The organism is Achromobacter sp. CF-sbj1-Ac2-l, from assembly GCF_052698165.1.
Genome location: NZ_CP199855.1, coordinates 631,489 through 648,458, shown reverse-complemented (window position 1 = coordinate 648,458; position 16,970 = coordinate 631,489). Strand labels below are relative to the sequence as shown.

The 16,970-nt window shown below is 68.2% G+C and carries 10 protein-coding genes; 5 read left to right on the top strand and 5 right to left on the bottom strand.

Annotated elements, in window-relative coordinates:
- Nucleotides 1-32: 32 nt before the first annotated feature.
- Complete coding sequence (locus tag ACUDCK_RS02965) at nt 33-2,474, bottom strand: bifunctional acetate--CoA ligase family protein/GNAT family N-acetyltransferase (RefSeq protein ID WP_026383211.1); 2,442 nt, start codon at nt 2,472-2,474, stop codon at nt 33-35.
- A gap of 120 nt (nt 2,475-2,594) precedes the next feature.
- Between ACUDCK_RS02965 and gltX the strand changes: the two genes are divergently transcribed.
- Nucleotides 2,595-4,001 carry a glutamate--tRNA ligase gene (gene gltX, locus ACUDCK_RS02960; protein WP_064526259.1) on the top strand — a complete coding sequence of 469 codons (1,407 nt, stop codon included), beginning with the start codon at nt 2,595-2,597 and terminating at the stop codon, nt 3,999-4,001.
- 104 nt (nt 4,002-4,105) lie between these two features.
- Here gltX and ACUDCK_RS02955 read toward each other — a convergent pair whose 3' ends face one another.
- The 3 genes from ACUDCK_RS02955 to ACUDCK_RS02945 all read right to left on the bottom strand — a co-directional run bounded on the left by ACUDCK_RS02955 (nt 4,106) and on the right by ACUDCK_RS02945 (nt 7,018).
- Nucleotides 4,106-5,299, bottom strand: a complete 1,194-nt coding sequence (locus tag ACUDCK_RS02955; protein WP_175168036.1) for an MFS transporter — start codon at nt 5,297-5,299, stop codon at nt 4,106-4,108.
- Between the two features lie 123 nt (nt 5,300-5,422).
- Nucleotides 5,423-5,929: a hypothetical protein gene (locus tag ACUDCK_RS02950; RefSeq protein ID WP_049071152.1), complete on the bottom strand. Its 507-nt coding sequence runs from the start codon at nt 5,927-5,929 to the stop codon at nt 5,423-5,425.
- A 189-nt stretch (nt 5,930-6,118) separates the two neighbouring features.
- Nucleotides 6,119-7,018 (bottom strand): LysR family transcriptional regulator, encoded by a 900-nt coding sequence (locus ACUDCK_RS02945; protein ID WP_175168035.1) that lies wholly within the window; start codon nt 7,016-7,018, stop codon nt 6,119-6,121.
- A gap of 74 nt (nt 7,019-7,092) precedes the next feature.
- Here ACUDCK_RS02945 and ACUDCK_RS02940 point away from each other — a divergent pair, with 74 nt between their 5' ends.
- Entirely contained in the window at nt 7,093-7,947 is an 855-nt protein-coding gene (locus tag ACUDCK_RS02940) for an alpha/beta hydrolase (protein WP_175168034.1), read from the top strand.
- Nucleotides 7,948-8,098: 151 nt separating this feature from the next.
- Nucleotides 8,099-9,079 carry a Bug family tripartite tricarboxylate transporter substrate binding protein gene (locus ACUDCK_RS02935; RefSeq protein ID WP_054503426.1) on the top strand — a complete coding sequence of 327 codons (981 nt, stop codon included), beginning with the start codon at nt 8,099-8,101 and terminating at the stop codon, nt 9,077-9,079.
- 557 nt (nt 9,080-9,636) lie between these two features.
- On the opposite strand, the gene ACUDCK_RS02930 is transcribed toward ACUDCK_RS02935, so the two are convergent.
- Nucleotides 9,637-10,086 (bottom strand): Lrp/AsnC family transcriptional regulator, encoded by a 450-nt coding sequence (locus ACUDCK_RS02930; RefSeq protein ID WP_006388620.1) that lies wholly within the window; start codon nt 10,084-10,086, stop codon nt 9,637-9,639.
- 138 nt (nt 10,087-10,224) lie between these two features.
- Between ACUDCK_RS02930 and ACUDCK_RS02925 the strand changes: the two genes are divergently transcribed.
- Nucleotides 10,225-13,731 (top strand): indolepyruvate ferredoxin oxidoreductase family protein, encoded by a 3,507-nt coding sequence (locus ACUDCK_RS02925; protein WP_175168071.1) that lies wholly within the window; start codon nt 10,225-10,227, stop codon nt 13,729-13,731.
- 304 nt (nt 13,732-14,035) lie between these two features.
- A complete protein-coding gene (locus ACUDCK_RS02920) occupies nt 14,036-16,963 on the top strand; it encodes a ribonucleoside-diphosphate reductase subunit alpha (protein WP_175168033.1) in 2,928 nt (975 codons plus the stop codon).
- The last annotated feature ends 7 nt before the right edge of the window (nt 16,964-16,970 follow it).

Sequence of the window (16,970 nt, the reverse complement as noted above, 5' to 3'; positions counted from 1 at the left end):
GGCCGGGCGCGGGCCCGCGCCGGCCGCGGCGCTCAGCGCAGGTTGAGCCAGACCCGCCGCATGGTCGGGTCTTCCGGATCCGGATCGTTGGTGAAGCCCAGGCTGGTCATCAGCGCCAGCATCGGCCGGTTGGTCGACAGCACCAGGCCGTCGATGTATTCCAGCCCCTGCTCGCGCGCCGCGTCGATCAGCGCGGTCATCAACTGGCGGCCCAGGCCGCGCCGCTGCCAGTCGTCGCCGATCACCAGCGCGTATTCCGCGCCGCGCCCGTCGGGGTTGCGCAGGTAGTGCGCAAACCCCACCAGCACTTCGTGCGGATGGCCGCGGTTGGCCGGGTTGGGCACCTGGGTGGCGGCCACCAGCGCCAGCTCGCGGTGGTAGTCCACCTGGGTGTAGCGCGACACCATGCGCGGCGTCAGCTCGCGCATCATCGACACGAAGCGCATGTAGCGCGAGCGTTCCGACAGGCCGCGGATGAAATCCTGCAGCGGCTGGCCGTCCTCGGGGCGGATGGGCCGCAGCACCCACGGGATGCCATCGGCGAAACGGCGCACCTGCACCAGGCGCGCCGGGTACGGGTGAATCGCCATGTGCGGATAGCCGGCGGTCTGCGGCGTCTCGCAACCCGGCTTCTCGGCCAGCGTCATGCGCAGGCCTCCCGCGCGCAGATGGGTCTCGCCGGCATACAGCGGATCGATGTCGAGCGTTTCGATGTCCGGCAGCTCCGACACCATCTCCGAGACCAGCACCAGCGCCTGCTGCAAGGCCTCGGCGGCCAGGTGGCCGACGCGCGGCGCCAGCACCCGGCGCCACAGCCGGCTGCGCTCGATCATCTGGCGCGCCAGGAAGCCGTTGAGCGGCGGCAGGTCGATGCCGCGATCCGATTGCGACAGCACCGCGTCCGGGCCGCCGGCGCCGAAGCGGATGACCGGCCCGAACTGCGGATCGCGCCGCACCCGGATGGCCATGGGGCGGGATTCGGGCTCGGCCGCCGCCACGTCCAGCGGCATGTCGCGCAGCGGCACGTAGAACAGGGACAGCAGCGCGCGGACCTCGGACGTATTCAACTCGCGCCGGCAATCGGCCCGCACCCGCGCCAGGATTTCGCGCGCGGCGGCCAGGTCGGGCACGTGGGTGGCCGGCTCGGGCGGCTGGGTCTGCAGCAGCAACTGCTGGTTGTAATGATGCGTGGCCAGCACGCCGAAGGCGTCGGCGGCGGACTCGGGCGTACGGAACGCCGAGGTGCCGGCGTCGTCCAGCATGCGCCGCAACGGCCGCATGCCGGCGTCGCCCATGAAGCAGGTGACCACGGGCTTTCTGGCCTTGGGCGCGATCTGCGCCAGCTCGCGCGCCACCGCCGGCATGTCGGCCAGCGCGTCGGGCGCCAGCAGCACCAGCACGCCGTCCACGCCCGCGTCATCCAGCACCACGTCGAGGATGGCGCGGATGCGTTCCGGCGTCAGCGGCACGTAGGTGATGACGGGATTGGCGCTGGCCGCGTCCGGCTCCAGCATCGCCGCCAGCGCGCGCTGCGTGGCCGGCGCCAGCTCGGCGCGCAGCACCGCCGCGTCGGGGCCGATCAGGTCCATGGCCAATTGGGGCGGTCCGCTGCCGTTGGAGATCAGCGCCACGCGCCGGCCCTTGGGGCGGCGCGTGTAGCCCAGCACCTTGACCGCCGAGAACAGTTGCACGAAGTAGCGCACCCGCACCGCGCCGGCGCGCCGCAGCGCGGCGTCGAAGATGGCGTCGGCGCTGTCGGTGTCGGCGCGGCCGGCCTTGAGCACGATGACCGGCTTGACGCTGGCCGCGGCCCGCAGCGTGCTCATGAATTCGCGCGCCGGGCCCACGTCTTCCAGGTACAGCACGATGCTGTCGGTGCGAGGATCGCTGGCCAGGTAGTCCAGCACCTTGGACAGGCCCACCACCGCCTCGTCGCCCAGCGACACGGCGGTGGAAAAACCGATATGCACGTCCTCGGCCCAGTCCATGACGGCGGCCATGATGGAGCGCGACTGCGCCAGCAGCGCCACGCGGCCGGCGCGCGCCAGCACCGGATGCTGGCTCAGGTTCAGGCCGGCATGCGGGCGCTGCGCGCCGAACGAGCGCGGCCCCAGCAGTTCACAGCGGTTTTCCTCGGCCCAGGCGCGGCACAGCGCCAGCGTGCCGCGCGGATACGGGTCGGGCAGCTCGTGCGGCAACAGGATGACCGAGCGTGGGGCCAGCGGGGACAGCCGGCGCAGGGTCTCGGGCAGCACGGCGGGCGAAACGCAAACCAGGGCCAGATCGGGCCGCTCGCCAGCGGCCAGCCCCTGAAGCGTCTCCGGCAGGTCGGGCGCGGCGCCGGGGTCGCAGGCCACCACCGTGGTTTTCGCCTTGAGCGCGGGTGGCAGCGACGTCGCCGCCGGCAGCGGCCGATCGGCGACGATCACCAGCGAACCGGGTTCGAACATCGGGGCAAGAGCGTGTCGCAGCATGGCGGGAACAGGCACTAATCTAAAATAGCGTTCATCGTAACAAGACAACCCCCACGTCCGCTTGATCCAGGCCCGGTCCGCCGCCGCTTCGTGGCGCCGCAGCCGCTATCATTGCCACCTATGACCTCCAACGCCTCCTCCCCCATCCGCACCCGCTTCGCGCCTTCGCCCACCGGCTTCCTGCACCTGGGCGGCGCCCGCACCGCGCTGTTCTCCTGGGCCTTCGCGCGCCACCACAAGGGCACCTTCGTGCTGCGCATCGAAGACACGGACGTCGAACGCTCCACGCCGGAAGCGGTGCAGGCCATCCTGGACAGCATGGACTGGCTCGGCATGCAGCCGGACGAAGGCCCGTTCTACCAGATGCAGCGCATGGACCGCTACCGTGAAGTGGTCGCGCAGATGCTGGCCGCCGGCACCGCCTACCACTGCTACAGCTCGCCCGAGGAAGTCGAGGCCATGCGCGAGGCCGCCCGCGCCCGCGGCGACAAGCCGCGCTACGACGGCACCTGGCGCCCCGAGCCCGGCAAGACCCTGCCGCCGGTGCCCGAAGGCCGCAAGCCGGTGGTGCGCTTCAAGAACCCCCAGGACGGCGCCACCGCCTGGAACGACATGGTCAAGGGCCCCATCAGCTTCGACAACACCGAGCTGGACGACCTGATCATCGCGCGCCCGGACGGCACCCCCACCTACAACTTCTGCGTGGTGGTGGACGACTGGGACATGGGCATCACCCACGTGCTGCGCGGCGATGACCACGTCAACAACACCCCGCGCCAGATCAACATCCTGCGCGCGCTGGGCGCCACCCTGCCCGAATACGGCCACGTGCCCATGATCCTCGGCCCGGACGGCGAAAAGCTGTCCAAGCGCCACGGCGCGGTCAACGTCATGGAGTACGACAACGAGGGCTACCTGCCCGAGGCCATGATCAACTACCTGGCGCGCCTGGGCTGGAGCCACGGCGACGACGAACTCTTCAGCCGCGACCAACTGGTGGAATGGTTCGACACCCGCCACCTGTCCAAGTCGGCCTCGCAGTGGGACCCGAAGAAGCTGAACTGGGTCAACGCCCACTACATCAAGCAGATGGACAACGCCGAACTGGCCGAACGCGTGGCGCCGCGCGTCGCCCATCGCGGCGGCTATCCGGAAAAGATCGACCTGCCGGGCGTGATGGGCCTGCTCAAGGACCGCGCCGAGACCCTGGAACAACTGGCCGACGGCGCCATGCTGTTCTGCGGCGAGTTCAAGCCGGCCGCGCCGGAACTGGTCGAGCAGCACCTGACCGCCGCCGCGCGCGAGGCGCTGGCCGATTTCGCCCAGCGCGCCCAGGGCGCCGACTGGACCCGCGAGGCCATCTCGGCGCTGATCAAGGCCGTGCTGGCCGAGCGCGGCCTGAAGATGCCGCAACTGGCGATCCCGCTGCGTGTGGCCGTCACCGGCCAGACCCAGACGCCCGCGGTGGACGCGGTGCTGGCCCTGCTGGGCAAGGACACCGTGCTCAAGCGCCTGGCCGCCATCTGATCGGACTTCCCTCCGCGAAAAAGCCCCGTCCGGCCTGGCCGTTCGGGGCTTTTTTTCGCCTCATGGGCCGGTTGCCGTCCCGGCGCCGCGCGGCGGCGGGCATCCTAGACGGCCTTGGGCCGCGCCTTCAAGGCCCGCGAGAAGAACGCGCCCAGCAGCGGCAGCAGGACCGCCGAACCGCCGAACAGCACCGCCGCGCCGGCCTCGTCCACCACCGAGCCGGCGAGCGCCACGCCCGCCGCCTGGCCCATGAACAGGCAGGAGGCGAACCAGGCCACCGCCGTGCCGCGCGCCGACGGCACCATCTGGGTGGCGTTGGTCTGCAGTGTCGCGTGCAGCAGGTAGTAGCCGAAGCCCGCCAGCACGCTGGCCAGCAGGCTCCACAACCACGCCGGCCCCAGCAGGTACGACAGGAAGGCCGCGCCCAGCACCAGCCCGCCCGCCACCGCCAGGCCGCGTTCGCCCAGGCGCTTGAGGATGCGGCCCGCCACCACCGTATAGAGCAGCCCGCCCACCGCGTACACCGCCACCAGCGCGCCGGCCGCCGTCAGCGAGATGTCGAAACGCTCATGCAGGTAGGACGGCGCGAACGCCAGGGCGCCGAACACCAGCAGGCCCTCGATGAACACCGTGGCCAGCACCACGCGCGCCCATGGCGTGCCCAGCACCAGCCGCGCCTGTGCCACGAAGCCCTGGCGCGGCGCGTTCGGATCGACCACGCCCAGTCCCAGCGCGCGCTGGCGCCGCACCTCCCGATGCAGCAGCGTGCCCACCACCAGGTAGCCGGCCACCAGCGCCGCGAAGGCCCAGCGCCAACCGAGGGTATCGGCGAACAGGCCGCCGGCCAACTGCCCGGCCGCCATGCCCAGGATGGTGCCGGTCAGAAAGCGCGCCAGCGTCGCCTGGCGACGCTCATAGGGAACGGTGTCGCCGATCCAGGCCATCGACAGCGGCACGATGCCGGCGCCCGCCGCCCCCGACAGGGCGCGGCAGAACACCAGCACGTCCAGCGTCTCGGCCAGGAAAGCGCCGGCGCTGCCCAGTGCGCAGGCGAACGTCGCCACGCTGACGACGCGGTATTTGCCGTAGCGGTCGCCGACCGGTCCGAAGAACATCTGCAGCACGCCGTAGGCCACCGCGAAGGCGGTGACGGCGCGCGCGGCCTGGCCGGTGCTGGCGCCGAATTCGGCCGCCAGTTGGGGCAGCATGGGATCACAGATACGGAAGGCGCTGGCGCTGACGAAGGCGGCCAGGGCAAGCAGCGCGATGGCGCGCGCTTCGGATGACAGGGCGGGCATGGAGGGCCGGCGGCGCAATGGAGGACGAAGTCCGCACCTTACCGCAGCCGCGCCCGCTTGGCGACGCAGGCGCCCGGATTCCGTCCGCGCAACGGAACGCGGAATCGCCGGCCACCCCAGGGATCAATACGGCAGGCGATAGCCCTGCGGCATGCGGCGCGCGGTCACGATCTGGCCGCCGCTCTTGAGCTCGCGCAGCGTCAGCTTGGCCTGCTCGACCTTCTCGACACGGTAGCGGTTGATGTAAATCGGATCGGCGGCGTCGACGATCTCGCCGTTCGATTGCGTGGTCTGCATCGTGTAGACGCCGTCCACCACGCTCCAGCAACCGGTCTCGCGCAGCGCCGGACGCGTCTTGCGGCCGATCTTCAACTGGGTTTCATAGGCCATGCGGCCATCGGCATACAGCACCGTCAGGGCCTGGAAATCGCCGCTGACGCCTTTCGGCTTGGAATTCGAATACCAGGTGCCGACCATGGGATCGCCGCTCTTGGCGGGCACGCATGCCACCGGCTTGGGCGCCGCTTCCGGCTGGGCCTCGGTAATGGAGGCGGGTTTCCTGGCGGCGCAGCCGGCCAGGATCAGGAGGGCGCAGGCCACGCCCGCCGAACGCAAATACACACTGCTCATGAATTCCTCAACACGTCTGTCGACGCGCCGCGCCGCTCAAACCGGCACGCCCCTCGCGCAGCAAACATCACGCACTCTAAAGATGCGCAGGTGAAGAATCAACGACGATCGGCGGCGTGTGCAATTGCGCAACAGTCCTTGCCGGAAACCCCGTGTTTTAAGGGCTCAACGCGCAAAAATGCGTTGGTTTCAAGCGACACTGCGGGCGCCGCGCGCGGCCTTGGCGCGCAGCATTTCCTCCATGCGCGCCGCGGCCGGCGACAGGCTGCGGCCGGCCAACCGCGTGATGCCCAGTTCGCGCTCGATGCGCGGCCGCGCCAGCGGCACGAAAACCAGACCGGGAGAATCCGGCGGCACCCCCAGCCGCGCCAGCACCGTCACACCCACGCCGCGCTCCAGCATCGCCAGCAGCGACATCATGTTGGACACGAACACCTGACGCTCCATCATGAAGGCGGCCTGCGGATAGTCCGCCAATTGCCGGTGCGCCACCGTGCCCACCAGCGGCAGCCCCGCGATCTCGCGCCAGGTCACGGACTTGCGCCCCGCCAGGGGATGGCCGCGATGGCAGACCAGTCCGAAGGCATCGCGCAGCAGCGGCTCGAACGCCAGCCGCCGGTCGCGCAGCACCGGGCTGCACACCCCCAGCTCGACCTCGCCCGCCAGCACCATGCGCTCAACGCCTTCGGAGTTGTCGTCGAACAGGCGCAGCGCCACCGCCGGGTAGCGCTCGCGGTAGGTCGCCACCAGTTCGGGCAGCCAATGGGTCGCAACCGTCGCAACCGAGGCCATGGTCAGGGTGCCGGCCTCGTTGCTGGCCAGCCCCGCCAGCGTCCCGGCCACGCGGTCGTGGTGCTCGACCAGTTCGCGCGCCAGCGGCAGGCAGTCCTGGCCGAACCGAGTCAGCGCGTTGCCATTGCCGCGCTCGAACAGCGGCTGGCCCAGGCGCTGCTCCATTTCGCGGATCGACAGCGACAGCGCAGGCTGCGAGCGGAAGGCGCGCGCGGCGGCGGCGCGGAAGCGGCGCAATTCGGCCACCAGCAGGAAGTGGCGGTAGTGCGCAATGGAAAGTTCGGGCAAGGCGGGCATCGGGACACCTGATTTGATGAACTTATCAAATCATAGGAAAAATAAAGTTTTCTCATCATATGGCGGCACTTAACATGGCCGCAATGACTACCGCGACTCTCTCCCCCGCCCGCGCCCAGGCCGTCGATCCGCTCGACTTCAGCCTCGCCGACCGGCTGCCCGCCCGCGCTGCCGGCCAGGGCCGGCTGCTGACCGCCGCCGCGCCCAACAACGGCGGGCCCGGCCTGCTGCTCGTGCCCGGCGCCTATCACGGCGCCTGGTGCTACGCGCACTACCTGGACTATTTCGCCCGAGCCGGCCTGGCCTGCGCAGCCATCGACCTGCGCGGTCACGGCCCCTTGCCGCAGCCGCCCGGCTTCGTCGACACGGGCATCGCCGACCTGGCCGCCGATGTCGTCAGCGCGCTCGACCTGCTGGACGCGCCCATCGTCGTGGTGGGCCACAGCATGGGCGCCCTGCCCGCGCTGCTGGCCGCCAGCCAACGCGCCGTCGCCGGCGTGGTGCTGATGGCGCCCTCGCCGCCCGCCAACCTGCCCGGCGCGCTGGGCCTGCCGCCGGTGCCCGCCGACGCCGTGCGCGCCGCGCCCGCCGCCAGCGAGATCCGCGCCCGCTTCCTGGCCACCTCGCCGACGCGCGACGTCAGCGCCGTCACCCAACGCCTGAATCCCGAAAGCCCGCGCGTGCTCAACGACCGCTACCTGCTGCGCGTGCCCGTCGATCCCGCCGCCATTACCGCCCCCGGCCTGTGCCTGGAGGCCGGCCTGGATACCCACGACCGCCATCCGCCCGGCCAGGACCGCGCCATCGCGCGACTGTTCGGCTTTTCCCATGCCGTCCTCGCCGGACAGCCCCATTGCATGATGTACGGCGACGCATGGCAGGCCAGCGCGGACGCGATCCTCGGCTGGTATCGCCAACAGTTCGGCTGACCCGCGACGCCCCTGACGCCCGATACATCCTCAACCATCGACATCCGCCTACGACCGCCAGACAGATCCACCCGGCCCGCGTCCAGCGCGCCATGAAGCACACCGCAAGCCATAGAACATGACGGCGCCAGCGCCGCCCCAGGAGACAAGCATGACCCTCACCGCCTTCGCGCCCCGCGCCTTCCTGCGCCCTGCGCTCGCCGCCGCCAGCCTGCTGCTGGCCGCCACCACGCACGCCGCCGGCTGGCCCGAGAAACCCATCACGCTGATCGTGCCATCCGCCGCCGGCGGCGCCGCCGACCTCACCGCCCGCACCTTCGCCCAGTTCCTGGGCAAGCAGACCGGCCAGACCGTCATCGTCGAGGACCGCCCCGGCGCCGGCGGCATCGTCGGCACCAATGCCGCCAAGAACGCCGCCGGCGACGGCTACACCTTCCTCTTGTCCACCAACTCCACCCACGCCGCCAACCAGTTCCTCTACAAGCGCCTGCCCTACGACGCGCAAAAGGACTTCGTGCAGATCGGCATGCTCGGCACCTTCGGCACCGTCGGCATCGTCGCCCCCGACAGCCCCTATCGCACCGTGCCCGAGCTGGTCGACTACGCCAAGAAGCATCCCGGCGAAGTCTTCTTCGGCTACTACAGCTCGTCCTCGCAAGTGCCGTCCGAACTGTTCAAGCAACGCGCCGGCATCAACATCGGCGCCGCCGGCTACAAGAACATCACCCAGATCATCACCGACCTGCGCGGCAAGCAGATCGGCTTCGCCTTCGTCGATTACCTGACCGCCATGGGCCAGATCGACGGCAAGGGCCTCGCCCCCCTCGCCGTCACCGCCGCCCAGCGCCACCCCGCCTGGCCCGACGTCCCCACCATGTCGACCTACTTTCCCGACTTCGTCGTCGCCGGCTGGCTCGGCATCTCCGCCCCCGCCGGCACCCCGCCCGACATCGTCGCCAGGATGAACGCCGCCACCCAGGCCGCCGTCAACGATCCCGCCACCGCCGACAAACTCCGCGCCCTCGGCCTGACCCCCGAAGCCATGGACACCGCCCGCTTCGACACCTTCGTCAAGGAAGACACCGCCCGCTGGAAGGAATGGATCAAGATCTCCGGCATCCAACCCCAGTAACCGCCCGCAGCAAATAAAGAAACGCCCTCTATATATAGAGGGCGTCGCAATATAGAGACCATCACAAGATTGCGCCCATCGAATCAAGCGCGATGACGCAGGATTCACCAGCCCCTCCCATCAGGATCGCGCCGCGCCATTGCCCCCGAGCAACACCCCTCTCCAGCAGCGCGCAGCGTCCTCGCCTCGACGCAAGACACCCAAATGCCAAAAAAGGCCGCCCGCGCGGCCGCTTTTTGGCGACCCCGCAAGACCCTCCCTCCCCCCAGATTGACGGCAAAAACGCCAAGCACACAACCCGCCCCAAAGCCCGGCCGTTAAGTCTCATCAAAAGCGGGAGCCGGGGCAGGCGGGGGATGGCGGGGCGTGTAGATGCGCCCGACGGAATCTGAAGGAACAGCCGAAGGCTATGACGAAGATGAGGAAGGGGGGGGCCGCCGAGGCAAGTCCGGAGCGAAGGCTCCGGACCGCAATCGTAGCCCCGCCATCCCCCGCCTGCCCCGGCTCCCGCGACTAAAGAACCCAACCCGCCACAAGAGCCCACATAGAAGCCCCCCCTACAAAGGCAACTTCAACTCATGCTTGATCTCCCGCAACGCCACAATCGTCCGCGTCTGCCGAATCCCAGGCATATTGAACAAGAACCGATGCAAGAACCGGTCATAAGCCTCCGGACTCTCCACAAGAATCTTGAGCAGAAAATCCGAATCCCCCGTCACCGCATAGCACTCCAGAATCTCCGGCGCATCCCGCACCGACCGCTCGAAGTTCTCCACCGTGTTCGCCGAATGCCGCTCCAGGCTGATCTGCGCGAACATACAGCCCAGCCCCACCTTGCTGCGATCCACCTGCGCGCTGTAGCCCTGGATCACGCCGCTGGCCTCCAGCGCCTTCACCCGCCGCCACACCGGCGCCGCCGATAGCCCCACCTTGTCCGAAAGCTGCTGCGCCGAGGCCCGGCCATCCTCCTGCAAGGCCTTGAGGATGCCGATATCGGTCTTGTCCATCGTTTTGTCTCCTGTTTGGGTCGAAATTCCGCAAATACGAAATATTCATTGCGAATTATAGGGATAGCACGATCCGAAAACGCAATAAACCCGATGCCTCGCGAACCTATCATGGTGCCGACTACAGGAGCATTCATGATGGACGGCACCCCCGCCCCCGAGCCCACGCTGGACCTCGACTACCAGCTCGCCGACAACCTCACCCGCGAGACCGGCCGCATCTTCCTGACCGGCACCCAGGCCCTGGTGCGCATCATGCTGACGCAGCGCCGCATCGACCGCGAGCGCGGCCTGAACACCGCCGGCTTCGTCTCCGGCTATCGCGGCTCGCCCCTGGGCGGCGTCGACATGGCGATGTGGAAGGCGCAGAAGGCGCTGGACGCCAACCAGATCTCGTTCCTGCCCGGCATCAACGAAGACATGGCCGCCACCGCCGTCATGGGCACCCAGCAGGCCGGCATACGCGCCGACCGCAACGTCGATGGCGTCTTCGCCATGTGGTACGGCAAGGGCCCCGGCGTGGACCGCGCCGGCGACGCCCTGCACCACGGCAATGCCGCCGGCGCCTCGCGCCATGGCGGCGTGCTGGTGGTGGTGGGCGACGACCACACCGCCGTCTCCTCCTCGATCCCGCACGCCAGCGAAGCCTCGCTGATCGGCTGGCAGATGCCCATCGTGCACCCGGCCTCGATCGACGAATACGAGACCTTCGCGCTGTGGGGCTGGGCCCTGTCGCGCCACTCCGGCGCCTGGGTCGCCTTCAAGGCCGTGTCCGAGACCATCGAAAGCGGTCACTCGTTCACCCCCGCGCCGGTGCGCCACTACGACATGCCGGCCGATCCCGACCTGCCGCCGGAAGCGCTGGAATACTCCGCCCGCGACTTCCTGTCGCTGGCGGTCGAAACCCGCATGAACCTGCGCATGAAGGCGGTCGCCGCCTTCGCCCGCCGCCACAGCATCGACCGCCTCACCTGTCCGGCGCCCAAAGCCACCGTCGGCATCGTCACCGTCGGCAAGGCCCACCTGGACGCCATGGAAGCGCTGACGCGCCTGGGGGTGGACACCGTCACCGCCAACGCGCCGGTGCGCATCTACAAGCCGGGCCTGACCTGGCCGCTGGACGCCGAACGCATGCTCGAGTTCGCGCGCGGCCTCTCGCACATCCTCGTGATCGAGGAAAAAGGCGCCGTGGTCGAGACCCAGCTCAAGGACCTGCTGTTCAACCTGCCCGAGCGCGCCACCGTGGTCGGCAAGAAGGGTTTCGACGGCGAGACGCTGGTGCCGTCCGCCGGCCAGTTGCGCCCGTCGCTGCTGGCGCGGCCGCTGGCCCAATGGCTGTCGCGCAGCGCCGGCCTGCAGCCCGGCGTCGACCTGGCCACCTTCGACTGCCAGGACATGCTGTCCAACGACGCCGACGGCATGCGCCGCCGCCCCTATTTCTGTTCCGGCTGTCCGCACAGCACCTCGACCAAGGTGCCGGAAGGCAGCCAGGCGCTGTCGGGCGTGGGCTGCCACTACATGGCCGCCTGGATGGACCGCGACACCGGCGGCCTGACCCAGATGGGCGGCGAAGGGGTCGACTGGATTGGCCTGTCGCGCTACACCAGGATGCCGCACATTTTCCAGAACATGGGGGAAGGCACCTACTACCACTCCGGCTACCTGGCGATCCGCCAGGCCGTGGCCGCCAAGGCCAACATCACCTACAAGATCCTGTTCAACGACGCCGTCGCCATGACCGGCGGCCAGCCGGTGGATGGCCCGATCTCGGTGCCGCAGATCTGCCAGCAACTGCGCGGCGAGAACGTCGCCCGCATCGTCGTCACCAGCGATGAGCCCGAGAAATACCGGGGCGTGGACCTGGGCGCCGGCATCAAGGTGCATCACCGCCGCGAGCTCGACGCCCTGCAGCGCGAGCTGCGCGAGATTCCCGGCGTCACCGTGCTGATCCACGACCAGACCTGTGCCGCCGAAAAGCGCCGCCGCAGGAAGAAGAACCAGTTCCCCGATCCGGCCCGCCGCATGCTGATCAACAGCGCCGTGTGCGAAGGCTGCGGCGACTGCGGCGTGAAATCGAACTGCCTGTCGGTGGTGCCGCTGGAAACGCCCTACGGCCGCAAGCGCGCCATCGACCAGTCAAGCTGCAACAAGGACTACTCCTGCGCCGAAGGCTTCTGCCCCAGCTTCGTCTCGGTCATGGGCGGCAAGCCCAGAAAGAGCGCCGCGCCCAAGGCCGACCAGGAACGCCTGCAACGCCTGATCCAGCAACTGCCGCTGCCGCAGCCGCCGGCGCTGGAACGCCCTTACCGCCTGCTGGTGGCGGGCATGGGCGGCACCGGCGTCATCACCATCGGCGCCATCGTCTCGATGGCCGCGCACCTGGAAGGCCTGTCGGCCGCGGTGCTGGACCTGACCGGCCTGGCGCAGAAGGGCGGCACGGTCGTCAGCCACATCCGCCTGGCGCCCGCGGGCGCGGCCGCCGGCCCGGTGCGCCTGGACTGGCAGCAGGCCGACGCCGCCATCCTGTGCGATCCGGTCGCCGCCGTGGCGCCCGACTCGCTCGGCGCGCTGCGCCGCGGCCACACCCAGGTCACCGTCAACACCTACGTCGCGCCGGTGTCCGATTTCACCCGCAACCCGGACGCCGCCATGCGGCCGGAAGCGCTGCTGGCCAAGATCCGCCACGCCGCGGGCGAGGACCACACCGCCGCCATCGACGCGCACGAGGCCGCGCTGGCCCTGTTCGGCGACAGCATCCTGTCGAACATGTTCATGCTGGGCTACGCCTGGCAGCGCGGCGGCGTGCCGCTGTCGCAGGCCGCCATCAATCGCGCCATTGAACTGAACGGCGTCGCCGTGGCCGCCAACCGCGCGGCGTTCGACAGCGGCCGCCTGGCCGCGCACCAGCCCGACGCGCTGGACGGCGCGCTGCGCCCGCGCGCCCAGGTGGTGCAACTGCATGTGCCGGAAACGTTCGAGCGCGCCGTGGCGCGCCGCGTCGAGGACCTGACCGCTTACCAGGACGCCGCCTACGCGCAGGCCTATCGCGACGTGGTCGAACGCGTCGCCGCGCGCGAACGCGAGCTGGCGCCCGACGCCAGGACGCCGCGCCTGGCCATGGCGGTGGCGCGCGGCCTGTTCAAGCTGATGGCCTACAAGGACGAATACGAAGTCGCCCGCCTCTATACCGGCGAAGCCTTCCAGGCCCAGCTCAAGGGCCAGTTCGAAGGCGACTACAGCCTGCGCTTCCACATGGCGCCGCCGATCTTCGCGCGCAAGGACCCGCGCACCGGCGTGCCGCGCAAGCTGACGCTCGGCCCGCGCACCATGACCGCGCTCAAGCTGCTGACCCGCTTCAAGCGCCTGCGCGGCACCTGGTTCGATCCGTTCGGCCACACGGCCGAGCGCAAGATGGAGCGGGCCCTGGTGGTCGAATACCGCCAGACCATAGACCAGTTGCTCGCAGGGTTGAATCGCGACAACCTGGCGCAAGCGGCTACAATCGCCGCCCTTGCAGAAACCATCCGCGGCTTCGGCCACGTGAAGGCTGCGAACGTCGAGAAGTACAGGACGGAGCTGGCCCGCTTGATGCAAAGCTATACGGCGCCTGCCCCGCGCGATGTACCCCTGCGGAAAACCGCATAAACACTCGCGCTGAGCGGCATTCTCCTGGGCGCGCCTTGCTAGGCGCGCCCAGTGCATTTAGTAACAATGTTTTGGGAACCTGATCCTATCTTCTTCTTGTAGCTGTCGTACTCGATCACTAGAATTAGTGTCCAACGAGGGGTGCTACACTATATGTTGTGGTCGCCTAACCGCTGATACTCGTCGGCCACGCCATGCGGATTCGTCCGTCCAAGCGTTGCGACCCCCTCAATAAGATCCAAATTTCGTACCTGACATGACGTCGTCATGTCGCTATCTACGCGCTTTTCGCACAGGAGCTTCCATGCAGACTACGATCGCCTCTGTGACCCGGCCTTCGGCCGTGCCGCCCTCTCAAACCGATTCCCCGGCCGACGCCAACGGCGGGCAATGGGCCAGCTACAACATCATCCGCCGCAATGGCTCGGTGGTCGGGTTCGAACCCGGCAAGATCGCCATCGCCATGACCAAGGCCTTCCTGGCCGTCAACGGTGGCCAGGGCGCAGCCTCGGCCCGCGTGCGCGAGCTGGTTGAACAACTGACGACCCAGGCCGTCAACGCGCTGGTGCGCAACCGCCCGGGCGGCGGCACCTTCCACATCGAAGACATCCAGGACCAGGTCGAACTGGCGCTGATGCGTTCGGGCCAGCATGACGTCGCCCGCGCCTATGTGCTCTATCGCGAAAAGCGCACCCAGGAACGCGCCGCCGCGGCCGCCGAAGGCCAGCAGAAAGCCGACGCCGTGCCCCAGGAAAACGTGCTGCATGTCACGGACGCGGGTGTCCGCCGTCCGCTGGACATCGCCGAACTGCGCGCCACCATCGTCGCCGCCGGTGAAGGCCTGGCCGAATTCATCGACTCCGAAGCCATCCTGAAGGAAACGGTCAAGAACCTGTACGACGGCATCCCCGTCGACGAAGTGTTCAAGTCCGCCATCCTGTCGGCGCGCGCGCTGGTCGAGAAGGACCCGGCCTACAGCCAGGTCACCGCCCGCCTGCTGCTGCACACGATCCGCAAGGAAGTGCTGGGCGAGGAAGTCTCGCAGGACGGCATGGCCGCCCGCTACGCCGAATACTTCCCCACCTTCATCGCCCGCGGCATCGAAGGCGGCCTGCTGTCGCCCGACCTGGCCAGCTATAACCTGACCAAGCTGGGCAAGGCCCTGAACGCCAAGCGCGACCTGCAGTTCGGCTACCTCGGCCTGCAGACCCTGTACGACCGCTACTTCCTGCACATCCGCGGCACCCGCATCGAACTGCCGCAGGTGTTCTTCATGCGCGTGGCCATGGGCCTGGCGCTGCGCGAGACCGATCGCGAAGCCCGCGCCATCGAGTTCTACGAGATCCTGTCGTCGTTCGACTTCATGAGCTCGACCCCGACGCTGTTCAACTCGGGCACTCTGCACTCGCAACTGTCGTCGTGCTACCTGACCACCGTCTCCGACGACCTGGAAGGCATCTACGACGCCATCAAGGAAAACGCCCTGCTGGCCAAGTACGCCGGCGGCCTGGGCAACGACTGGACCCCGGTGCGCGCGCTGCGCAGCCACATCAAGGGCACCAACGGCGAAAGCCAGGGCGTGGTCCCGTTCCTGAAGGTCGTCAACGACACCGCCGTGGCGGTGAACCAGGGCGGCAAGCGCAAGGGCGCGGTCTGCACCTACCTGGAATCGTGGCACCTGGACATCGAGGAATTCCTCGAACTGCGCAAGAACACCGGCGACGAGCGCCGTCGCACCCACGACATGAACACGGCGAACTGGATTCCCGACCTGTTCATGAAGCGCGTCATGGAAGGCGGCGAATGGACCCTGTTCTCGCCGTCCGACTGCCCCGACCTGCACGACAAGTACGGCAAGGCCTTCGAAGAAGCCTATGTCGGCTATGAAGCGCGCGTTGCCAGCGGCGACCTGAAGCTGTTCAAGAAGATGCCGGCGCTGACCCTGTGGCGCAAGATGCTGTCGATGCTGTTCGAAACCGGCCACCCGTGGATCACGTTCAAGGATCCGTGCAACATCCGTTCGCCGCAGCAGCACGTCGGTGTGGTCCACAGCTCGAACCTGTGCACCGAGATCACGCTGAACACCAACGAATCCGAAATCGCGGTTTGCAACCTGGGTTCGGTGAACCTGGTCGCGCACATGAAGCCGGCCGCTGGCGGCGGTTTCGAACTCGACCACGAGAAGATCAAGCGCACCGTCAGCATCGCCATGCGCATGCTCGACAACGTCATCGACATCAACTATTACGCCGTCGACAAGGCCCGCAACTCCAACGCGCGCCATCGTCCGGTGGGCATGGGCATCATGGGTTTCCAGGACTGCCTGCAGATGATGCGCGTGCCGTACGCATCGCAAGCCGCCGTCGAATTCGCCGATCGTTCGATGGAAGCGGTGTGCTATCACGCCTACTGGGCCTCGAGCCTGCTGGCCGAAGAACGTGGCCGCTATCAATCGTACGAAGGCTCGCTGTGGTCGCGTGGCATCCTGCCGCAAGACACGTTGAAGATGCTGCGTGACGAACGCGGCGGTCATGTCGAGGTCGATGAATCGAGCACGCTCGATTGGGATGCGTTGCGCGCGCGCATCAAACAACATGGCATGCGCAACTCCAATTGCATCGCAATCGCCCCAACCGCGACTATTTCCAATATCATTGGTGTATCTGCGTGCATCGAACCCACTTTCCAGAACTTGTACGTCAAATCGAATCTCTCCGGCGAGTTCACGGTCGTTAACGATTACCTCGTGCGTGACCTGAAGAAACTCGGTCTCTGGGACGAAGTCATGGTCGCCGACCTCAAGTACTTCGACGGCAGCCTGTCCCGCATCGATCGCGTACCTTCCGAACTCCGCGAACTCTACGCCACCGCGTTCGAAGTCGAACCGAGCTGGCTGGTGGAATGCGCCTCGCGTCGCCAGAAGTGGATCGATCAAGCCCAGTCGCTGAACATCTACATGGCCGGCGCTTCCGGCAAGAAGCTGGACGACACCTACAAGCTGGCCTGGAAGCGTGGCCTGAAGACGACCTATTACCTGCGTACCCTTGGCGCCACCAGCGCCGAGAAGTCGACGGGACGCGGCGGCGAACTGAACGCCGTCAGCGCCGGTGGCCAGTCCACCGCGGCTCCCGTGTCCGCTGCACCTGTTTTGCCGGAACCCGAAGTTCTCGGGGCGGTTTGCACCATGCGGCCGGGCGACCCCGGCTTCGAAGAGTGCGAAGCCTGCCAATAACCGCCTC

Excerpts from the sequence above, each read along its gene's own strand:
- ACUDCK_RS02965 (WP_026383211.1), bottom strand. The coding sequence starts at position 2,474 with ATGCTGCGACACGCTCTTGCCCCGATGTTCGAACCCGGTTCGCTGGTG.
- gltX (WP_064526259.1), top strand. The coding sequence starts at position 2,595 with ATGACCTCCAACGCCTCCTCCCCCATCCGCACCCGCTTCGCGCCTTCG.
- ACUDCK_RS02955 (WP_175168036.1), bottom strand. The coding sequence starts at position 5,299 with ATGCCCGCCCTGTCATCCGAAGCGCGCGCCATCGCGCTGCTTGCCCTG.
- ACUDCK_RS02950 (WP_049071152.1), bottom strand. The coding sequence starts at position 5,929 with ATGAGCAGTGTGTATTTGCGTTCGGCGGGCGTGGCCTGCGCCCTCCTG.
- ACUDCK_RS02945 (WP_175168035.1), bottom strand. The coding sequence starts at position 7,018 with ATGCCCGCCTTGCCCGAACTTTCCATTGCGCACTACCGCCACTTCCTG.
- ACUDCK_RS02940 (WP_175168034.1), top strand. The coding sequence starts at position 7,093 with ATGGCCGCAATGACTACCGCGACTCTCTCCCCCGCCCGCGCCCAGGCC.
- ACUDCK_RS02935 (WP_054503426.1), top strand. The coding sequence starts at position 8,099 with ATGACCCTCACCGCCTTCGCGCCCCGCGCCTTCCTGCGCCCTGCGCTC.
- ACUDCK_RS02930 (WP_006388620.1), bottom strand. The coding sequence starts at position 10,086 with ATGGACAAGACCGATATCGGCATCCTCAAGGCCTTGCAGGAGGATGGC.
- ACUDCK_RS02925 (WP_175168071.1), top strand. The coding sequence starts at position 10,225 with ATGGACGGCACCCCCGCCCCCGAGCCCACGCTGGACCTCGACTACCAG.
- ACUDCK_RS02920 (WP_175168033.1), top strand. The coding sequence starts at position 14,036 with ATGCAGACTACGATCGCCTCTGTGACCCGGCCTTCGGCCGTGCCGCCC.